The sequence below is a fragment of the Desulfitobacterium sp. genome (assembly GCF_982384815.1).
In genome coordinates this window covers 1-20,052 of the sequence record NZ_CEVWNY010000017.1, presented here as the reverse complement: position 1 = coordinate 20,052, position 20,052 = coordinate 1, and the positions used below count along the sequence as shown (strand labels likewise).

The window sequence follows — 20,052 nt, the reverse complement described above, 5'->3', positions numbered from 1 at the left end:
CAAGCGAAGTATCTTGACCCCAAATTATAAGCTAAAGCTTCTTCGGCTGGGCCTCGGAAAGACATAGCAAAAATAAATAGAAGTAAATCTTCACTTAATATGAGGAGGTTTTGACCATGCGTGAAGCCTTAATCGAACGTCAAACCGGAGAAACTAACGTACGGATAAAACTTAATCTTGATGGTACCGGTGAAGCTAAGATTAATACGGGGATCGGTTTTTTTGATCATATGCTGGAGGCCTTGGTCAGGTTTGGTTATCTGGATCTGGAAGTGGAGGCTGTAGGCGATTTACAGGTTGATCCTCATCATACCATCGAGGATTGCGGAATTGTTTTCGGACAGGCTATCCGGGGAGCATTAGGGGACCGCCGCGGGATTGAGCGGGTAGGAGATACTCTTTTACCCATGGATGAAGCACTGGTTCAAGTGGCTCTCGATCTTTCCAACCGGCCTTATTTGGTTTGGGAAGTGGATTGCCCTGAGGGTATGGTGGGGGAATTCCCTGTGGAGATGGCAGAGGAATTCTTTCGGGCGGTTTCCGTTCAGGCAGGTATAACTCTGCATATCCGTAAGCTAGCCGGGAAGAACCGGCATCATATAATGGAAGCGGCCTTTAAGGGCTTCGGCAGGGCTTTGGGCTTAGCGGTTCGAGAAAATCCAAGGTTTGAAGGAGTGCTATCAACCAAAGGCGTGCTATAGGGAGGATTTTTCATGATTGGCATTATAGATTATGGTCGCGGCAATTTACGCAGTGTGGAAAAAGCCCTCCTCAAATTGGGGTACAAGACAAAGATTCTTCAGTCCCCGCTGGAGCTTGAGGAAAGCCAAGGAATTATTCTTCCGGGGGTGGGGGCTTTTGCCGATGCGATGGCAGCCCTTGAAGAGAAGGGGTGGATTCAGCCTTTGCTTCATTATGCTCATGGGGGGAACCCATTCTTGGGGATTTGCTTAGGTATGCAGGTTCTTTTTGAAGTCGGAGAAGAACATGGAGAATATAAAGGCTTGGGATTACTACCGGGCAGAGTGGTCAAATTCCCTACGGGGAGGAAAGTCCCTCATATGGGGTGGAATAATCTACATCAAGAAAATCCTTGCTTTCTGCTTAAAGGGATTCCGGATGAGGCCTATTTTTATTATGTGCATTCGTATTATGTCTTGAGCGAGGATCAAGATATTTTGGTAGGGATGAGCAGCTACGGGGGAGATTTCCCTGGTCTTGTAGGTCGGGACAATATCTGGGGGGCGCAGTTCCACCCGGAAAAATCCAGCCCCTGGGGACTAAAGTTGCTGGATAACTTTGGAAGGTGGGTGAATGGGCATGCGGATATTTCCAGCCATTGATCTTAAGGAAGGGAAGGCCGTTCGCCTGCTGCAAGGGCGTATGGAGGATGCTACCGTTTATGCAGACAACCCTCTGGAAGTGGCTTGCGCCTTTAAGGACCAGGGGGCAGACTCTCTTCATGTCGTGGATCTTGACGGCGCTTTTGCCGGGAGGCCCGTAAATGATGAAGTGATCCGCCGGCTGGTTCAATCCTCGCGACTTAGAGTACAAGTAGGAGGCGGGATTCGTTCCCTGGAAAGAGTTGAAGAACTCCTGGATTTAGGGGTTGAAAGGGTAATTCTCGGCACCTTGGCAGTGCGAAATCCCGACTTAGTACAACAGGCAGTGGAGCGTTTTGGTGAAGCGATCGTGGTGGGCATTGACGCCAGGGATGGCCAAGTGGCCGTCCAAGGCTGGGCCGAAACCACGGAGCTTGAGGCTCTGGGACTAGCCTTAAAAATGAAAAAGATTGGGGTAAAGCATCTGGTATTTACGGATATATCCCGGGATGGTATGCTTCAAGGCCCCAATATCCAGAGTACGGTGAAATTGGCCCGCCTTAGCGGTTTGCAGGTGGTTGCTTCGGGAGGAGTAGCCGAGCTTGAAGACTTGATTCTGCTTCAAAGTGAGGCTGATAGCGGTGTGCCGATTGAGGGCGTTATTATTGGGAAGGCCCTTTATTCCGGAGCCATTGCGCTATCTGAGGCACTTAAGATTGGGACCCGCTGTGCGGGCTTGCCTGGGAAGGATGAAGGGAGGGGAGAGGGATGTTAGCTAAGCGAATTATCCCCTGCTTGGATGTCCATGAAGGTCGGGTAGTGAAAGGGACTAACTTTGTCAATCTTCGCGATGCGGGAGATCCGGTGGAGTTGGCAGCCCTGTATGATCGGGAAGGAGCGGACGAATTAGTTTTCCTGGATATCACGGCTTCAGCAGAAGGCAGGGAAACTATGGTTGATGTTGTTCGCAGAACTGCCGAGCAGGTGTTTATTCCCTTTACTATCGGGGGAGGACTGCGAACCAGTGAGGATATTCGGAAAATGTTAAGGGCTGGGGCGGATAAGGTATCCCTAAATACCTCCGCGGTACAAACTCCGCGTCTAATTCAAGAAGGAGCCCATACTTTTGGCAGTCAGTGTATCGTGGTAGCCATCGATGCCCGTCGGACCGCTACAGGTACCTGGGAGGTTTATATTCATGGAGGACGGACTTCTACCGGGAAAGATGTCCTGCGGTGGGCTGAAGAAGTCGAGTCCTTAGGAGCAGGAGAAATACTGCTTACTTCAATGGATCGGGACGGAACTAAGAATGGCTATGACCTTGAACTTACCCGTGCTGTAAGCAGGGCGGTCTCTCTGCCTGTAATTGCCAGCGGCGGTGTGGGAACTTTAGAACACTTGGCCGAGGGGTTAACAACCGGGGAAGCTGATGCGGTTCTCGCGGCGTCAATTTTTCACTATCGGGAGTACAGCATTGCCGAAGCCAAGACTTATTTAGAGGCAAGGGGGATCCCTGTTAGAAGATCATAGCGAAAAAGGAGGATATGTGATGGGTGCAGATAGAGAAGATTGCCTGAACATGGTCCCGGAAGGTATCCGTTTTAATGCCGACGGTTTGATTCCTGTTATTGTTCAGGATACGGCTACGAAAGAAGTCTTAATGTTGGCTTATATGAATAAAGAATCTCTCCGCTTAACCATAAAGGAAAAAAGGGCTTGGTATTATAGCCGCAGTCGCCAATCCCTCTGGCTCAAAGGGGAAACCTCAGGAAATACTCAAGAAGTAGTAGACCTCCACTTTGACTGTGATCAGGATGCGATATTATTGACCGTTAAGCAAAAGGGTGTAGCTTGTCACGAAGATTATTACTCTTGTTTTCATTATGCAGTAAAGGATAATGAGTTTGTACCTCTCGGTGTGCCGCGGGAAATACCTTCAATGCCCCTTGGCAGAACCTTGGAGCTCCTTGCAGAAGTTATCCACTCACGGAACCTTGAGCGTCCAGAAGGGGCCTATACGACCTATCTTTTTGCAAAAGGACTTGACAAGATTCTGAAAAAGGTTGGGGAGGAAACTGCGGAAACGATTATTGCAGCCAAAAATAACTCGGTAGAAGAAATACGTTATGAAGTAGCGGACCTCTTCTATCATTTGCTAGTCATGTTGGAAGAGCGCGGGGTAGGGTTAGAGGAAATTTCCCATGAACTAATTTCTCGACAAAAATAGCCAAAGTTTTTAAAAACGAATCCGTTGAAAGGGGTATGCTTTTTTCAATAGGGTTCTTTTTTGTGTGCCAGGGGTTGTCAGGACGGGGTTATTATCACGTTGTTAAAGACTAAAGAGTATGTGAAGAAAATGTGATCAGAAGATAAGCTATTTTAATCTCAAGACGCATATGGTATTATTTGTAGAGTAAATATGGTTTGGTTTTTTTAGTCGTAGCGGGTAAAGGAGCTGGAGTTGTTGTTTAATATCAAGAGACTGGGAAGAAAGGTATCTTCTTTAGTTGTTATTCTATTGGTTTTAGGGTTATTAACTGCTTGCAATGGGAATCCTGTACAGCAAGAAGAACCGAAGAAAGCCGAAAGCACGGAAATAATTATGGGTACGGTGATTTCGCAAAGGGTTTATGGCGAGGACAGTGAAGCGGCTGTTCAAGAAACAACAGCGAAGATGAATAACTTGGAAGCCCTTTTGACTTTCAATGCTCTTGGTGGCGATGTTAATAAGCTTAACGAAAATGCAGGGAAACAAAGCGTCCAGCTAGACCCGGAGACTATAACCATCTTGTCAAAATCCCTGGAGGTTTCGGGACTCAGTGATGGAGCTTTTGATGTGACTGTCGGACCGATAGTAAAAAGCTGGGGAATTGGTACAGATCATCAGCGGATACCGTCGGAAGCTGAACTAAAGGAACTACTTACTTTAATAAATTATCGAGATCTAGTTGTTGAAGGTAATTCAGCTTATTTAAAAAGAGCCGGTCAACAGGTAGACTTGGGAGGTATAGCCAAAGGTTATGCCGGAGATGTAGCTGCGGAGATTTATAAAAAACATGGTATAGAGTCCGCATTCATTAACTTAGGTGGAAATGTGGTTACTTTGGGAAGTAAGCCGGACGGAAGTCCTTGGAGGGTTGGGGTGCGTAACCCCCGACCGGTAGGCGAAGATAGTGGACAAATTGTCGGCCTGATTTCGGTGGTAAATAAAGCAGTGGTAACCTCAGGCGATGATCAGCGTTATTTTGAGGAGAATGGGGTTCGATATCACCATATCCTTAACCCTCACACTGGTTATCCCGCTCAATCTGATTTATTGAGCGTAACTATTGTCACCGATTCTTCTTTAGAAGCGGATGCCTACAGCACTCCTGTCTTTGTTTTGGGTTTGGAGAAAGGGAGAAAATTAGTTGAACAACATGGTGCAATGGAAGCAATTTTTATTACCAAAGATAAAAAAATCTATGTTACTAAAGGCTTAAAAGATAATTTTGAATTCCTTGATGAATCCAATCAATACGAATATGTAGAAGAATAAGCCCATAAGTGTTGGACGTAGGAGACCAAAGATGGATAAACAAAACAACCGTAAAAGAGGAGATCTGATCATCATTCTTGTCGTGCTTTTGATCGGAATCGGCGCAGCATTTCCTTGGCTTTGGAATAAGCTTAACCCGGAAAATGTGGATGAGACTAAATCACGTATCGCTGTTATTAAAAGAGACGGTAAAGAAATGGCCAGAATCGACTTAAGCAAGGTGACTGAGGCCCAGGATTATCATTATGCTAATGGCATTGAGCTGACAATTAGGGCAGAGGACGGTACTATTAAATTTTTGGATTCCACTTGCCCGGATAAAATATGCGTTAAGACTGGTAAATTAACCAAACCAGGTGATATTGCGGTTTGTATGCCCGGTAAGACCATAGTAACGATTGAGGGTGATGGATATTAATAGAAATAAGCGTTTTGCTATTATCATCATTTTAGTCACTAACGCAATCATAATTTCCTTCCTGGAATCCTTCATTCCTGTGCCGATTCCCGTCCCGGGTATAAAGCTAGGCCTAGGAAATATTATCACTATGATTGCCATTGTGTTTCTGGGCTTTAAAGATGTCCTTTTTATAGTCTTGGTTCGATGTTTTGTAGTAGCAATATTGACCAGGGGCGTTATGATGCTGGCATTTAGTTTAAGCGGCGGAATCTTAAGTGCTATAATTATGTGGCTGCTTTATAAGAAATTATCCCGATTCTTCAGTATTAAGGGTATAAGCATCGCGGGTGCAATTGTTCATAACACAACGCAAATATCGGTGGCCTCTTTAATACTAGGCCAAGTGGTTGTACTTTATTACCTGCCGATTTTGTTGGTTTCCGCCGTGGTTACCGGTTTAATCACTGGAAGTATCGGTGAGTTGGCGATTAATGAAATTAATAAAAAAGGCATTTTTGAGGTTGCAGAGCATGGGGAGCTCACCGATAGGGATCAAGTGGAGGGAATACCGTCTGAAGCTATAGGGGAAGAAGATGTAAAACTATAGGAGAGTAATAATAATCATGGCAAAGGATTTTACTGTGGCTAATTCTAAAACAGTGAATGATGGCGAGTTTTTAGATTTGGACGGGCTGATTAAGCTAATCATTGCGATTATGCTTATGGTTATGCCCTTCTATTTCCATGCAGCTTTTAGCTTTGGACTCCTGGCGTTTTTTTTAGTGTTGGTAACTTTAGTACTCAAGGTCAATCTGCGAACTTTAATGCTTAGCGGGGCATCCTTTGCAATTATTGTTTTAATTCCTTACCTATTCGGGCTATTAATGAACGCCTTGTTCTTCTTTTTTTCCCATAATGCAATGTTTGCCTTTCAAGGTTCAACTGCCATTTTTCTAAGACTTTTTAAGATTTTTGTTATTTGGTATGTGAGTATCCTTTATTTCCATACCACACCGATGAAAACTTTCATCGGGATGTTGGATAAATTTTTCACCCCCTTAAAAAAACTAGGGCTTCCTATCTCCGACTATCTGAAGGTTATAATGTGCATAGTTGTCCAGCTTAAAGAGACCGGCATCGAAATCAAGAATAGCCTGGGAGAAAAAATGCGTTCAGCGGTGGGTGAAGAAAAACGTAAATTCAGGATCAATGTCAAGGGGATTTCTCAGATCATTGTCAACCTTATTGTGGATTCCTTTGAAAAGATTGATAAAATTCAAGAATACGTTGAACAAGTTAATCCTGAAGATCTTTATTATTATAATTTTAAAATTAATTTACGTGACGGTATAGCAATCCTAAGTTTTATGGTTCTTGTCGCCATGATTTGGGTAATCGAAAAAGGAATTATTTAACGACACTAACTTAATATAAATAAACATTAGGTAGCAGGTATCAACGGGTAAGAATTCCTAAATAGTGGAGTTCTTACCCGTTTTTTGTCCTGATACTCATTGCTAGAGTTTCATTTATAATATCTAGAAAAACCTATTCACCCGTTTTAAAAAATTATAAACATTACATATTGACAACACTATCACAAACTGGTAAAGTCAACATTGAGAAAAGCTTGTAGGAGCAAATATTGCTTATGCATATATTGTCGAAACAAATCTTGCTCATACACATATTTCTTTAAGCAGGCATTATTTTAAGCACATATTGTTTATACAAGTTTGTGTGAGTTTTCGTAAACTCGCCGATTCTCAATAGAATCTTGATCTTTCAGAAGAACGAAGGGAGGAAAGGGAAAAACCAAACCTTAGTTATCTGAACATCGAGTTCTCAAAAAAGCGAAAAAAGGTTGTTTTACAAAGAGGAGGAAGGGAATTGAAAAAGGTTAAATCTTTAATAACTGTTATTGCCTTGGGTACAGCACTCGTTTTGAGCGGTTGTGGCGGCAACCAATCTGCCCCTGCCACTGCCGTTAATGACCCAGGCAAACAAGAAGCAAAATATCAGGACGGAAACTATTTTGCTCAGCAAGATCAATTTGCCAAAGGCTGGAAGTACATGGTGACCATCGAAGTTAAAGATGGCAAGATTGCTTCCGCTCAATGGAATGGTGCTAATGAAAAAGGTGGACCGGATAAAGTTGCATTTTCTGCTTCCGGCCAGTATGGTATGAAAAAAGGCGGAGCTCAAGCGGAATGGCATGAGGAAGCCGCAAAAGCTGAAGCCTATCTCATTCAAACTCAGGACCCTACCAAGATCAGCTATAAGGATGATGCCGGACATAGTGATGACATCGCAGGCGTAACCATCGGCGTTAAGGATTTCTTTGAACTTGCTAAAAAAGCATTGGATGCCGGTCCTGTAGCCAAAGGCCCATATAAAGATGGTGCTTACTATGCGGAAGCTCCTATGTATGGTAAAGATGGTTGGAAATATTTCGCCAGCTTGACAGTTGTGAACGGTAATATCGTTGCCGCCGATTGGAACGGCTTAAACATTAAAGGTGGCAAGGATAAAGATAAGCTTTCAGCAGATGGTGAGTACGGTATGAAACAGAAAGGTAAAGCTCAGGCTGAGTGGCACGAGCAAGCTCAAAAAGCTGAAGCTTACCTCCTCAAGACTCAAGATCCCACTAAGATTACCTACAAGGATGATGCAGGTCATACCGATGATATCGCCGGCGCATCAATTACAGTTAAAGATTTCTTCGCGTTAGCAAAAACTGCTTTAGACAATGGACCGATTCCTCAAGGTTCCTATAAAGATGGTATCTATTATGCAGCCGGTGACAAATTCGAAAAAGGCTGGAAATACATGACCAGCATCGTAGTTAAGAACGGAACTATCGTAGGCGCTGACTGGAACGGTATCCCCGAAGATGCTACCAAACCTAATAAAGACCTTCAATCCACTGATGGCACCTACAAACTTGCCCCTGGCAACCAAGGTGAGTGGGTTGTACAGGCGCAAAAAGCTGAAGCTTATCTCCTGAAAACCCAAGACCCCACCAAGATCACCTTGAAAGATGCTGAAGGCCATTCCGACGACATCGCTGGTGTATCTGTATCAGTTGGTGAGTTCTTCACATTAGCTAAAAAAGCTCTTGAAGGAGCAAAATAAGCAAGAAGTCTAAACAAGTTATAAAATAATAAATGAAGGAGCGGTTTCAACTGCTTCTTCATTTATTTCTTATACTAACTAATGTATAAGTTCCATCGGCCGCATTGGCTCTAAATTTCCTCTGTATTTAACTACTTCTTTCTAATATAATGGACATAAGTGGCAGACCCCAATCTCTAACAACGGAGGTTTTTTAACATTATGCATTTGCAAAAATCGCCGCCTAATAGAACGCCCCATCTAATCATATTCTTATGTTTGCTTTTGATTTTTTCGGTGACCGGATGCACTAACTCAAATACCAAAGTGAAAGAATTTGAACCTATAGCTGAGACGACTTTTTTGATGGGTACAGTTGCGAAAATTACGATTTACGACGAGATTAAAGATAAGCAGGTTTTTCAAGATATTTTTGATAGACTCTCTGAAATTGAACACCGAATGACAATTAACGATGAAATTCAGGACAGTGAAATAATTCGTTTAAATAAAGCAGCAGGTAAAGAATTTGTGCAGTTAAGTCCCGACACATTTAACGTTCTGGTAAAAGCCAAATATTTCTCCGAGCTTTCCCAGGGTAAATTTGATATAACTGTTGGTCCTATCGTTAAGCTTTGGAACATCGGGATGGATGATGCAAGGGTGCCGGGTGACGACGAGATTGCGAATAAGCTTCCTTTAATCGATTATAATCAATTGGTTTTGGACAGCGCGAATAACAGTGCCAAACTAAATCATGAGGGTATGATGGTGGACTTAGGTGCTATTGCCAAGGGATATGCCGCTGATGAAGCTGCTCAAATCCTCAGGGATGCCGGTATCCAACATGCCATTGTTAACTTAGGTGGTAATGTGGTAGCAATAAACACTAAACCCGATGGTTCACTTTGGAGATTGGGACTTCAGGATCCTTATGAACTTAGGGGAACCTCCATGGGAGTAGTTTTACTCAATGATCAGACTTTAGTCTCCTCAGGAACTTACGAACGATACTTAGAAGTGGATGGAAAAACCTATCATCATCTTCTTGACCCTGATACAGGTTACCCTGGTGAGAATAGACTTGTCAGTGTTTCTATAATAACAAAAAAATCTATTGATGCGGATGCCCTATCTACAGGTACCTTTCTTTTGGGCTTGGAAAAAGGTATGAAATTCATTGAGGAATTACCTGATACAGAGGCCATCTTCATTACCACCGACAAAAAAGTTTATGTCACCTCCGGAGTAAATAAATCTAATTTTGAAATTACAAATCCGGCTTATGTGATTCAGCCAAAATAGTAATAGTAAAAAAAGGGGCAGTTGTTCGCGAACTATGTTCGCCAGCAACTGCCTTTTTGGCTAATGAAACTTTTGCAGTTTATGGAGCTTCTTTCTTTTCTAGCTATTCCTTTTTACCGCTTGAGTATCGGGATCGATGGTAACGTCGGAATCACAGCAGGGGAAAGTAGTGGATGGTAGTGATTCGGTGGTGACTTTATTGGGATCAAAGCTAAGAGCAGAATAGGTAATAGTTCCGCCGGTAAGATTTAAGACTCTATAACCTTTTTGGGAGAGGATGCGATCGGCGATATATCCCCTAATCCCTACTTGGCAATAAACAACAATTAGCTTTTGGGGATTAAGTTCGTGGAAACGTTCCCGCAAATCATCAACAGGAATATTGATCGCCCCGTCCATGTGCCACCTGGCAAATTCGCCTTTTGTCCGGACGTCAACGAGGGTATAATCTTCTTCCAGCTTTTCAAGATCATCCCAAACCATCATATGGGCTCTGCCGGCTAAGATATTCTGGGCTACAAATCCCGCCATATTTACAGGATCTTTAGCAGATGAGAAGGGTGGGGCATAAGCTAGTTCCAATTCAGCCAGGTCTTCAACTGTGCCATTAAGTCTAATCACCGCGGCAATAACATCGATCCGCTTATCAACCCCGTCTTCCCCGATGCCTTGAGCACCGAGAATTCTCCCTTCGTTATTAAAAATCAGCTTCAGGGTCATGGGTAGGGCTTTGGGGTAATAAGTAGCATGGGATGCCGGGTGGAGATGGATAACCTGATAGGGTATATTGGCACGTTGCAGGGTCCTCTCATTAGCGCCGGTACTTGCGGCGGTCAGGCCAAAGATCTTGATAATAGATGTTCCTTGACTTCCCTTATAAGTAGAATTTAATCCGGCGATATTGTCCGCAGCAATCCGCCCTTGCTTATTGGCTGGACCGGCAAGGGGAATTGCCGTTTTGGTTTTTGTTATAAAATCTACTACTTCCACAGCATCCCCAACGGCATAGATACCGGGGATATTGGTTTCCATACGCTCATTAACCACCAAGTGGCCTCTGGGCCCTAATTCTAAACCGCTATCCTTGAGAAAGGCTGTATCGGGAGTTACGCCGATGGCAAATATAACGATTTCCCCTTTGAGTTTAGCACTGCTGGCTAGGGTCACCTCAACTTGATCATCCAGATCATTGAAGGATTTTACTCCGTCATTAAGAATAATTTTGACCCCATGGGCTGCCAGTTCACTCTCTGCAAGCACCACCATATCTGAGTCGAAGGGAGCAAGAATGTGGGGAGCGGCTTCAACAAGGATTACCTCTAGTCCTCGCTCTCGAAGATTTTCAGCCATTTCAACTCCCACGAACCCACCACCGATGACAATAGCGCTTTTTACACTTTTTTTATCCACTGCTTCTTTGATGGCATCGGTATCCGGAATATTACGCAGGGTGAAGATCCGCTTGTTGTCTATTCCGGGTATATTCGGACGAAGAGCCTTGGCACCTGGAGATAAAACTATGCAGTCATAGCTTTCTTCATAAATTCCGCGGTCTTTGCTGGCGACTTGGATTTTTTTGTTTTCCGGATCGATCTTTATCACTTCGCTATTGATGCGAACATCAATAGCGAAACGCGCCTTCATATCTTCGGGAGTTTGGACCAGCAGCTTCTCCCGTTTATCAATAGTACCCCCGATATAGTAAGGTAATCCGCAATTGGCAAAGGAAATATAACTATCCCGTTCAAAAAGAATAATTTCTGTTTCTTCGTCCAACCGTCTTAGTCGGGCCGCCGCCGAAGCACCACCGGCGACACCACCGATAATAAGTACTTTTTTCTTCATATTTTCAGATCCTTTCGTTATTAAATTTTCTGTTGATTTAACCTGCAAATTTTAATAAATTTAGTCGTCGTTCATTATTTCGTTTATTAATCTTACAATTTTTTCATCTTTAATTTTATAATACATTTCCAGGCCGTTTCTACGGCATTCTACAATTCCTACCGAACGTAGTTTTTGCAGATGTTGGGACATGGTGGACTGAGGTGTGCTTAAACAGGTTTGCATATGGGTAACATTGCATTCCCCTTTTGTTAATAAACTATTTACTATACATAATCTCACCGGATGGGCTAGTACTTTAAGGATCTCTGCTACTTCATCATATTTCTTAAAGTCACGATCCAAAGGAAATCCTCCTCATCAATTTAGAAAGCTTATTGCTATATTTGAATAATACGATATATTATAATTATAAGTCAATCTCCTTATACTATTTTTCTAAAAGTACTTTTTAACTGGATACATTTGGTTAAATTCCCCTTTGCGAAAGGGAAGTTCTACTTCACTGTCGAAATGGGAGTTAGATAGGAAGGGGGATGAGCATGGAAGGGAAGCGAACTGCAATAATTAAAGACATACTCGAAACATTTTCCTTCGCCAGAGAATTGTCTTTGCAGCAACTGGAGAGTTTAGTTGATGACTCCAGCTACCAAGAGGTTGAAGCAGGGACAATCATCGCAGAAAAGGGTTCCTATTGTCACGGATTAGCCCTTCTTTTGTCAGGTGCCCTCAGAGTCGCTATGAGTTCGGAAGATGGGCGGGAAGTGACTATTTATAATATTGAAGAAGGAAGAATTTGCCCTCTTTCGGCTGCTTGCGTTTTTGGAGATTACAAGGGAAATACTGTTACGGTAACCGCTCAGACCGATGCCAAGGTTATATGGGTATCACACAGATTCTTTAGCCGTGCTTTCGCCGAATGTGAACCGTTTTTCCGCTTTGTCATGAATGATATCTCTAATCGACTTTTTGAAGCTACGGAAGTTGTAGACAGTATCGCTTTTACACCGGTGCGAAAGCGTCTGGCCCAGCTTTTGTTTGCCAAAAGCAATGGAGGCAGGTCACCTGTATATATTACTCACGAGGGAATTGCCCGCGAATTAGGCACGGCACGTGAAGTCATCAGTCGTGAGCTTAAAAGTTTCGAAAGGTCGGGTATATTAACCTTGTCTCGCGGCCGGTTGAATATCAATGATCCCTCGGAACTAGAGAAAATTGTCTTGTAATAAGGATTATCATAATATGGTTTATAGATGATGGTTGCTATGCTCCTTTTTGAACCGGTTCATTCAAACAGGCCTCCGTTTTAAGACGGCGGTCTGTTTTACTTTCTCTTCCTATGCTATAATTAAAAATCGAGCACTGTACTAACCAGCCTAAGGGTAGTTAAGTACAGTATAGACTCGTCTAACATTTAGTAGGGGTTAAATTCCTTCTAGATGAAGTCTCATTCAATAGTGAGGTGGAATGAAGAGTGTATAGATTAGAGGATTTAAACCCGGTTCAGTGCCAAGCGGTAGAACATCGGGAGGGTCCCCTATTAATTTTAGCAGGGGCCGGTTCCGGAAAAACACGGGTTTTAACATATCGGATTGCCCATTTGATTGCTCAAGGAGTCGAACCCTGGAATATCCTGGCGATTACCTTTACTAATAAAGCGGCTCAGGAAATGCGGGAACGGGTCTTTAGCTTAGTGGGCAGCGAGGGAAGGGGGCTTTGGGTAGCCACTTTTCACTCAGCTTGTGTGCGGATTCTCAGAAGCGAGATTGGCTACCTTCCCGGATATTCCCGGAGTTTTGTTATTTATGACAGCGGTGACCAATTGGCATTGATCAAATCCTGCATGAAAGAACTTAATCTGGATGAGAAAAAATTTGCTCCCCGGGCAATTGGAGCCGTTATTAGTGATGCTAAAAATAAGTTGCTTACAGCGGAGGATTTCTCCCAGCGGGCTAGAGATTATTTCGAGCAAAAGGCCGAAAAGGTCTATGCCCTTTATCAGAAGAAGCTCTTAGTCAATAATGCTTTGGATTTTGACGATATTATTATGCTTACGGTCCGGTTATTCCGGGAAAACCCCGAAGTTTTGGCTAACTATCAAGATAAATTTCGCTATATCTTAGTGGATGAGTATCAGGATACCAACCACGCTCAATACGCCTTAGTCAATCTATTGGCAAGGAAATACCGCAACCTCTGTGTGGTAGGGGATGATGACCAATCAATATATATGTTTCGGGGAGCCGATGTGCAAAACATCTTGGATTTTGAGCGGGACTACCCGGAAGCGAAAGTTTTGAAGTTAGAGCAGAATTATCGTTCCACAAAGCGGATTCTCCAGGCAGCTAATGCAGTAGTTCAAAATAATCCTGAGCGTAAAGAGAAATCTCTTTGGACCGAAAATGATGAGGGTCAGCCCCTTGTTTATTACGTAGCGGATAATGAGCATGACGAAGCCCGTTTTGTTGGTGAACGGATTCAGCGCTTGCTTAATGTGGAAGGGCGCAAGTTCAACGATTTTGCCGTTCTTTATCGCACTAATGCCCAATCCCGGGTAATAGAAGAACGCTTCATGCGGGAAGGGATACCCTACCGGATCTTTTCTGGGCTAAAATTCTATGAGCGGATGGAGATTAAGGATATTATTGCTTATTTGCGGGTTCTCCATAATCCTGCTGATCAGGTTAGCTTTTCCCGCATCCTCAATGTCCCTAAGCGGGGGCTAGGAGAAAGTACCTTGGAAAAGATTTTGGACTATGCCAACGAACAGGAGATGCCTGTCTTAGAGGCAATCCTCGAGGCGGAATACATTCCCGAGCTGCAGTCCCGGGCAAAGAAGCCTTTAATGGCCTTCGCTCATCTGATGCGGGAACTTAAGACTTTAGCCGCAGGTGAAAGTTCCGTGTCTAAACTGGTGGAAGAAGTTTTAAAACGGACCGGATATTGGGATAATTTAGTTAGTGATAAATCTCCGGAAGCGGAGGCACGGTTGGAAAACCTGCGGGAATTCCTATCGGTTACCGCCGAATACGATGAAAAGGCTGCTAATTTTGATGAAGCAGTTGAATTGGAAGGAATCGAGGATGCTGTTCGTCCCGGCTTGGCCGGATTCCTTGAGCAGGTGTCTTTAGTGGCACAGATTGATTCCTTAAATCAAGGTGATGAAGCGGTGGTCATGATGACCATCCATAGTGCCAAGGGTCTGGAATTCCCGGTGGTCTTTATCGGTGGGCTGGAAGAGGGAATCTTCCCCAGCAGTCGCTCTATGCTGGATCCGGTCCTTATGGCAGAGGAACGGAGACTGTGTTACGTTGCTATCACTAGAGCTAGGGAAAAGCTCTATCTTTCTTATGCCGGTCAACGGATGCTTTACGGTAGAACCCAATATAACCGCCCCTCCGAATTCTTCCAAGAGATCCCTCCGCAATTGATGGTGGATCGGGATCCTATTGATCCTCCACCCGCTAGGGCGCAAAAGCCACGCACCACCGGAAACTGGGGAAGCAGCACTTGGGGAGGAGCCGGTAGCGGGATGGGAGAACTTAAGGGCCTCGGTAGCCCTGTAACTTCCGCTCCCAAGCTGGACTACAAAGTGGGAGAAAAAGTGGAGCATCCTAAGTTCGGTAAAGGGGTAATCGTGGCCATTAAAGGAGAAGGAAGTTCCGCCGAGCTTTCCGTTGTCTTTGGTGGGGAGATAAAAAAGCTTATTGCTGAGTATGCTAAGCTTGTTAAGATTTAGTTAATAATACGATGATTGATTTATACACCCATGTCATTCTGAGGTGGAACCGAAGGATCTTTGCCAATGATTTTGAGTAAAGATACTTCGCTATCGCTCAGTATGACATATCAAAATATGGTGTCATTCTGAACGTGGTGAAGAATCTTTTTTGTGTGTAGTACTAGGTATATTAACAGATACTATTAATAGAAAGGACAATAAACTTTGCCTGAAAAAATATATGTTGTTGGTCATAAAAACCCGGATACGGATTCAATTTGTGCGGCACTTGGTTATGCGCGATTGAAACAGCTTTTAGGAAATGATAAGGTCATTCCCTGCCGTGCCGGAAAAATAAATAGGGAAACGGAATTCGTACTCAATGCCTTCGGAGTGGAGGCTCCGGAATTATTAAAGGATCTGCACCTTCGCGTCAAGGATCTCCTTAACGGTCCCATACCTACCGTAAAGCCGAAGACGCCTCTTTTGGAAGTCTGGAAGATTATGAAGGAGGAGAACCAAAAGACTCTTCCGGTGGTGGATCATACGGAGCGGATGATTGGCATGATCACCGTAGGTGATCTATCCGGTTCTTATATTGAAAGCATGGCTGATCATGATCTGGGCACTCTTCACGTGCCGGTAGAAAATGTGGTAAAGACTCTCAGCGGGGATTTATTAATTGGAAGTAAAGAGCAAGAGCTTCGGGGGAGTGTCTATGTAGGTGCTATGAGGCATGAGACTCTCGAAACCTATGTAGGAACTGGGAATATTGTGCTCATGGGTGATCGGCCCGCGGCCCAGGAAAGTGCCCTTCGCCAAGGAGTATCTGCTTTGATCTTGACCGGTGGTGCTGCTTTAGCTCCGGGGCTTGAAGAACTAGCCAGGCAAAAGGGTAGTGTAGTCATTTCCGTTCCTTATGATACCTTTACAGCTGCCCGGCTGCTACCCATGACTGCACCGGTTAAAACTGCAATGAAAACGGAAGGAATAATTTCCTTCAATGAAGATGATCTGATTTCCGAAGTAAAAATGAAAATGCTGGAAACCCGCTACCGCAATTACCCGGTTTTAGATGAACAGGGGAAAGTGGTCGGCTTAATCAGTCGTTATCACCTGTTAAGCTTAAGCCGGAAAAAGGTCATCTTAGTGGATCATAATGAACTCGGTCAGGCTGTAGTGGGGGCAGATCAAGCTCAGATTCTGGAAGTTGTGGATCACCACCGGGTAGGAGGAATCCAAACCGGTGAACCAATTTTATTCCGCAACGAACCCGTTGGTTCAACCAGTACCATCGTGGCTAAATGCTATTGTGATGCAGGAATTCTTCCAGAGAAGGCCATTGCCGGGATTTTGCTGGGGGCAATCTTATCGGATACAGTTATTTTTAAATCCCCCACTTGTACGCAAATCGATGTAGAAATGGCAACCTATCTTGCTAAAGTCGCAGGTGTTGACCCTAAGGAGTTTGGGATGCAAATGTTCAAGGCAGCATCCAATCTGGGGGAACGAAAAGTGGATGAGTTGATCGAAGAAGACCTTAAGGAATTCTCTATGGGAGATCTGCGGGTGGGAATCGGTCAATTTAGCGTGATGGGGATTGAAGGGCTTGACCGGCTACGCGTGGAATTATCCCAAAGGCTTGATGAAATTCGCAGTCAGCGGACGATGAAATACCTTTTGCTTATGGTGACCGACCTTTTAGAGGAGAATACGGAGCTATTCGTAAGCGGAGCGAAACCGGAGGAAATTGCTAAAGCCTTTGAACAGCCTTTAACTGACGGAAGTATCTTTTTGCCCGGGGTGTTATCCCGCAAGAAGCAAGTTGTTCCTCCTTTATCGAAGTATTTTCTTCCCTAACAGATCCTTCACGCCCGCTCAGGATGACACTACGTTCGTCGCATCTGCTCAGGATGACACAATATCTTAGTCCCCTGTCATACTGAGCGATTAGCGAAGTATCTTGACCCCATATGCAAACCTATATAATTTTTTCCTACTTCATGCTTATGATAGCTTTTTAGGAGGGAAGATTAATGTCCGAGGTAGCTCAAAGAATCGAGGCTTTACGTCAGCAGATCGAAGAAGCAAATTATCAGTATTACGGCTTGGATCAGCCTACTTTAAGTGATGCAGAATATGATGCCCTCATGCAGGAGTTGATTCGTCTAGAAAGAGACCATCAGGAATTATTTGCACCTGATTCTCCTTCTCAGCGGGTTGGCGGTTATATAGCTAAGGAATTTCCCAAAGTTCGCCATGCAGAAGCCCTCCTTAGTTTAGATAATGCCTTTAATGCCGGTGATCTATTGGAATTTGATCGAAGAGTTCGCTCAATTGTTTCTAATGTCGAGTATGTAGTTGAACTAAAAATCGATGGGTTAACGGTGGCTTTGACCTATGAGGATGGAGTTCTCCTTCGGGGAGCCACCCGGGGGGACGGGGAAGTCGGAGAAGAAATTACCGCTAATGTTAAGACCATCTCCGCTATTCCTTTGCGGTTGCGTCAGTCTGCCCAACGCCTGGATGTACGGGGAGAAGGCTATATGCCGAAAGCCTCCTTTTTACGTTTAAATCAGGAGCGGGAAGAAGCGGGACAAGCTCCTTTTGCCAACCCACGGAATGCCGCTGCCGGTTCCCTTCGCCAGCTTGATTCGAAGATTACAGCTCAACGTAAATTAGGCTATTTCGCTTATCAAGTCTTAACTCCTGAAGGGGTTGAATTACCTTCCCAAACGGCGGTCCTGGAGTATCTGAAAGAGCAGGGGTTTACCATTAATCCGGAGTTCAAAGTATTTAATAATATCAATGATGTAATTGCATATTGTGAGGAAATGGTCGAAAAGCGGCATAGCTTTCCTTATGATATCGATGGCTTGGTCATCAAAGTAAATAATATCGCTCAGCAGCGGGAATTAGGCTTTACCGCCAAAAGCCCACGCTGGGCTATCGCTTATAAATTTCCCGCTGAACAGGTGGAAACCATTGTAGAGGATATTATTATTCGGGTAGGGCGGACAGGGGTTTTAACTCCTACAGCTTACCTTGCCCCTGTATTCGTGGCAGGATCTACGGTAAGTCGGGCCACTCTGCATAATCTAGATAATATTCAAAGCAAAGATATTCGGATTGGCGATCATGTGTTGATTCAAAAGGCGGGGGATGTGATTCCGGAAGTAGTGCGTTCTTTGCCGGAAAAACGTACCGGCAAGGAGCTGGTCTTTGCGATGCCGGAGTACTGTCCGGAGTGCCATAGCCCAGTGATTCGGGAAGAGGGAGAGGCAGCCCACCGTTGTACAAGTATTACCTGCCCGGCCCAGCAACGGGAAGCCATTATTCATTTTGTATCACGTAATGCCATGAATATCGACGGACTGGGCCCCGCGGTGATTAATCAGCTTTTGGAGGCGGGCCTGGTTAAAGACGCTGCAGATCTCTATTACTTAGAATTTGAAGCTTTGCTTAAGCTGGAGCGGATGGGTGAAAAGTCCGCGGAGAATCTCCTCAAAGCCATTGACGATAGCAAGGAACGGGGACTTGCTCCTTTGATCTTTGCTTTAGGCATCCGTCACGTAGGGGAGAAAGCCGGAAAGATTTTGGCCCAAAAATACGGAACTATGGACGAATTGGAAAAAGCCCCTATCGAAGAGCTTCAGGGAATTCCGGACATTGGCCCCACAATGGCCCAGAGTATTGTTCGCTTTTTCCAACTGGAAAGCTCCAGCCGCTTTTTAGAAAAACTACGCCAAGCCGGGGTTAATATGACTGCCCAACGTTCCACAAAGCCTCAGATTTTTGTCGGCAAGAGCATCGTGGTAACGGGAACCTTAGAGCGTTGGGATCGCCAAGATGTTGAAAACCGGATCGAAGAGTTAGGGGGTAAGGCTGCCGGCAGCGTTAGCAAAAAGACAGCTTTTGTGGTGGCCGGCGAAAAAGCGGGTTCCAAATTAATTAAGGCTAAAGAGTTGGGAATCCCCGTGCTTACAGAAGAGGAGTTCGCAAAATTGGTGCCCCAAGGATAGAATAACTTTTTTGAAATTTAATATCTTGGACGGTGAAAAACGTGAAAATATCACGACAGGAAGTTGAGCATGTGGCCATGCTTGCCCGTTTGGAATTAACAGAAGAAGAGCTTAACAAGAATACGGAACAGTTGAATTCCATCCTAGAATATGCGGCTATGTTGGAGAAGCTTAATACTGATAATATTAAGCCCACCGCTCATGCCGTTCCCTTACATAACGTGCTGCGTGAGGATGTGGTCAAGCCTTCCATGGCTCGTGACAAGGTTCTTGCCAATGCTCCGGAAGCAGAGGATGGCTTCTTTAAAGTGCCCCGGATTGTTTAGGTAGGAAAGGAGACAGAATTTTTATGGAGATGACAGAGCGGACAGCCGGGGAACTGCATGAGCTTTTGGTAGGTAAAGAGATCAGTGCTACTGAGCTCACCCAGGTGTTTTTAGATAGAATTCACAGATTGGATTCAGATATTAAGGCCTTTATCACTGTCACAGAGGAAAAGGCACTTGCCCAAGCACAAAAGCTCGATGAAAAGCTGGCGCGGGGAGAAAAGATCGGGTCTTTGGCAGGAATCCCCATGGCCTTGAAGGATAATCTTTGCACAGAGGGGATTCGGACAACCTGTTCCTCCAAAATCTTAGAAAACTTCGTTCCGCCCTATGATGCTACTGTGACAGAGCGATTAAATGATAGCGGGGCAATCCTCTTAGGTAAGCTTAATATGGATGAGTTTGCCATGGGTTCTTCAACAGAGAACTCGGGATTTTTCATCACTCGCAATCCTTGGG

The 20,052-nt window shown here is 44.4% G+C and carries 19 protein-coding genes; 17 read left to right on the top strand and 2 right to left on the bottom strand.

From position 1 onward, the window contains the following. The first annotated feature begins 110 nt into the window (after positions 1 to 110). From hisB to AC1U9U_RS04705, 11 genes are all read left to right on the top strand, one after another. Positions 111 to 701 (top strand): imidazoleglycerol-phosphate dehydratase HisB, encoded by a 591-nt coding sequence (gene hisB / locus AC1U9U_RS04755; RefSeq protein WP_479959406.1) that lies wholly within the window; start codon positions 111 to 113, stop codon positions 699 to 701. Between the two features lie 12 nt (positions 702 to 713). After that, positions 714 to 1,343, top strand: coding sequence for an imidazole glycerol phosphate synthase subunit HisH (gene hisH, locus AC1U9U_RS04750; protein ID WP_479959405.1), 630 nt, complete (start codon positions 714 to 716; stop codon positions 1,341 to 1,343). Then, a complete protein-coding gene (gene hisA, locus AC1U9U_RS04745) occupies positions 1,321 to 2,097 on the top strand; it encodes a 1-(5-phosphoribosyl)-5-[(5-phosphoribosylamino)methylideneamino]imidazole-4-carboxamide isomerase (RefSeq protein ID WP_479959404.1) in 777 nt (258 codons plus the stop codon). The genes hisH and hisA overlap by 23 nt, the downstream gene beginning before the upstream one ends. Further along, a complete protein-coding gene (gene hisF / locus AC1U9U_RS04740; RefSeq protein WP_479959403.1) occupies positions 2,091 to 2,852 on the top strand; it encodes an imidazole glycerol phosphate synthase subunit HisF in 762 nt (253 codons plus the stop codon). The genes hisA and hisF overlap by 7 nt, the downstream gene beginning before the upstream one ends. A gap of 19 nt (positions 2,853 to 2,871) precedes the next feature. Beyond that, on the top strand, positions 2,872 to 3,549 hold the full coding sequence (gene hisIE, locus AC1U9U_RS04735; protein WP_479959402.1) for a bifunctional phosphoribosyl-AMP cyclohydrolase/phosphoribosyl-ATP diphosphatase HisIE: 678 nt from the start codon (positions 2,872 to 2,874) through the stop codon (positions 3,547 to 3,549). Positions 3,550 to 3,786: 237 nt separating this feature from the next. Next, positions 3,787 to 4,860, top strand: coding sequence for an FAD:protein FMN transferase (locus tag AC1U9U_RS04730; protein ID WP_479959401.1), 1,074 nt, complete (start codon positions 3,787 to 3,789; stop codon positions 4,858 to 4,860). A gap of 31 nt (positions 4,861 to 4,891) precedes the next feature. Continuing rightward, positions 4,892 to 5,278, top strand: coding sequence for a NusG domain II-containing protein (locus AC1U9U_RS04725; protein WP_479959400.1), 387 nt, complete (start codon positions 4,892 to 4,894; stop codon positions 5,276 to 5,278). Further along, positions 5,268 to 5,867: a Gx transporter family protein gene (locus tag AC1U9U_RS04720; RefSeq protein ID WP_479959399.1), complete on the top strand. Its 600-nt coding sequence runs from the start codon at positions 5,268 to 5,270 to the stop codon at positions 5,865 to 5,867. The genes AC1U9U_RS04725 and AC1U9U_RS04720 overlap by 11 nt, the downstream gene beginning before the upstream one ends. 16 nt (positions 5,868 to 5,883) lie before the next feature. Further along, on the top strand, positions 5,884 to 6,675 hold the full coding sequence (locus AC1U9U_RS04715) for an energy-coupling factor transporter transmembrane component T (protein WP_479959398.1): 792 nt from the start codon (positions 5,884 to 5,886) through the stop codon (positions 6,673 to 6,675). A gap of 475 nt (positions 6,676 to 7,150) precedes the next feature. Next, positions 7,151 to 8,395, top strand: a complete 1,245-nt coding sequence (locus AC1U9U_RS04710) for a hypothetical protein (RefSeq protein ID WP_479959397.1) — start codon at positions 7,151 to 7,153, stop codon at positions 8,393 to 8,395. A 306-nt stretch (positions 8,396 to 8,701) separates the two neighbouring features. Then, positions 8,702 to 9,679 carry an FAD:protein FMN transferase gene (locus AC1U9U_RS04705; protein WP_479959396.1) on the top strand — a complete coding sequence of 326 codons (978 nt, stop codon included), beginning with the start codon at positions 8,702 to 8,704 and terminating at the stop codon, positions 9,677 to 9,679. A gap of 99 nt (positions 9,680 to 9,778) precedes the next feature. On the opposite strand, the gene AC1U9U_RS04700 is transcribed toward AC1U9U_RS04705, so the two are convergent. Both AC1U9U_RS04700 and AC1U9U_RS04695 read right to left on the bottom strand, forming a co-directional pair. Further along, complete coding sequence (locus AC1U9U_RS04700) at positions 9,779 to 11,524, bottom strand: FAD-dependent oxidoreductase (RefSeq protein ID WP_479959395.1); 1,746 nt, start codon at positions 11,522 to 11,524, stop codon at positions 9,779 to 9,781. Positions 11,525 to 11,584: 60 nt separating this feature from the next. After that, positions 11,585 to 11,869 (bottom strand): ArsR/SmtB family transcription factor, encoded by a 285-nt coding sequence (locus tag AC1U9U_RS04695; RefSeq protein WP_479959394.1) that lies wholly within the window; start codon positions 11,867 to 11,869, stop codon positions 11,585 to 11,587. Between the two features lie 197 nt (positions 11,870 to 12,066). On the opposite strand from AC1U9U_RS04695, the gene AC1U9U_RS04690 reads away from it, so the two are divergent. From AC1U9U_RS04690 to AC1U9U_RS04665, 6 genes are all read left to right on the top strand, one after another. Then, positions 12,067 to 12,750, top strand: a complete 684-nt coding sequence (locus AC1U9U_RS04690) for a Crp/Fnr family transcriptional regulator (RefSeq protein ID WP_479959393.1) — start codon at positions 12,067 to 12,069, stop codon at positions 12,748 to 12,750. 248 nt (positions 12,751 to 12,998) lie between these two features. Then, positions 12,999 to 15,263, top strand: a complete 2,265-nt coding sequence (gene pcrA, locus AC1U9U_RS04685; RefSeq protein WP_479959392.1) for a DNA helicase PcrA — start codon at positions 12,999 to 13,001, stop codon at positions 15,261 to 15,263. A 207-nt stretch (positions 15,264 to 15,470) separates the two neighbouring features. After that, positions 15,471 to 17,105, top strand: coding sequence for a putative manganese-dependent inorganic diphosphatase (locus AC1U9U_RS04680; protein WP_479959391.1), 1,635 nt, complete (start codon positions 15,471 to 15,473; stop codon positions 17,103 to 17,105). A gap of 176 nt (positions 17,106 to 17,281) precedes the next feature. Next, positions 17,282 to 19,267 carry an NAD-dependent DNA ligase LigA gene (gene ligA, locus AC1U9U_RS04675; protein ID WP_479959390.1) on the top strand — a complete coding sequence of 662 codons (1,986 nt, stop codon included), beginning with the start codon at positions 17,282 to 17,284 and terminating at the stop codon, positions 19,265 to 19,267. A gap of 41 nt (positions 19,268 to 19,308) precedes the next feature. Next, complete coding sequence (gene gatC, locus AC1U9U_RS04670) at positions 19,309 to 19,593, top strand: Asp-tRNA(Asn)/Glu-tRNA(Gln) amidotransferase subunit GatC (protein ID WP_479959389.1); 285 nt, start codon at positions 19,309 to 19,311, stop codon at positions 19,591 to 19,593. A 23-nt stretch (positions 19,594 to 19,616) separates the two neighbouring features. Then, the coding region (locus tag AC1U9U_RS04665) for an amidase (RefSeq protein WP_479959388.1) at positions 19,617 to 20,052 on the top strand (436 nt) is incomplete at its 3' end.

What these genes read in the sequence shown, in the direction of transcription:
- hisH (WP_479959405.1), top strand. Translation starts at nt 714, where the DNA reads ATGATTGGCATTATAGATTATGGTCGCGGCAATTTACGCAGTGTGGAA.
- hisA (WP_479959404.1), top strand. Translation starts at nt 1,321, where the DNA reads ATGCGGATATTTCCAGCCATTGATCTTAAGGAAGGGAAGGCCGTTCGC.
- hisF (WP_479959403.1), top strand. Translation starts at nt 2,091, where the DNA reads ATGTTAGCTAAGCGAATTATCCCCTGCTTGGATGTCCATGAAGGTCGG.
- hisIE (WP_479959402.1), top strand. Translation starts at nt 2,872, where the DNA reads ATGGGTGCAGATAGAGAAGATTGCCTGAACATGGTCCCGGAAGGTATC.
- AC1U9U_RS04725 (WP_479959400.1), top strand. Translation starts at nt 4,892, where the DNA reads ATGGATAAACAAAACAACCGTAAAAGAGGAGATCTGATCATCATTCTT.
- AC1U9U_RS04720 (WP_479959399.1), top strand. Translation starts at nt 5,268, where the DNA reads ATGGATATTAATAGAAATAAGCGTTTTGCTATTATCATCATTTTAGTC.
- AC1U9U_RS04715 (WP_479959398.1), top strand. Translation starts at nt 5,884, where the DNA reads ATGGCAAAGGATTTTACTGTGGCTAATTCTAAAACAGTGAATGATGGC.
- AC1U9U_RS04700 (WP_479959395.1), bottom strand. Translation starts at nt 11,524, where the DNA reads ATGAAGAAAAAAGTACTTATTATCGGTGGTGTCGCCGGTGGTGCTTCG.
- AC1U9U_RS04690 (WP_479959393.1), top strand. Translation starts at nt 12,067, where the DNA reads ATGGAAGGGAAGCGAACTGCAATAATTAAAGACATACTCGAAACATTT.
- ligA (WP_479959390.1), top strand. Translation starts at nt 17,282, where the DNA reads ATGTCCGAGGTAGCTCAAAGAATCGAGGCTTTACGTCAGCAGATCGAA.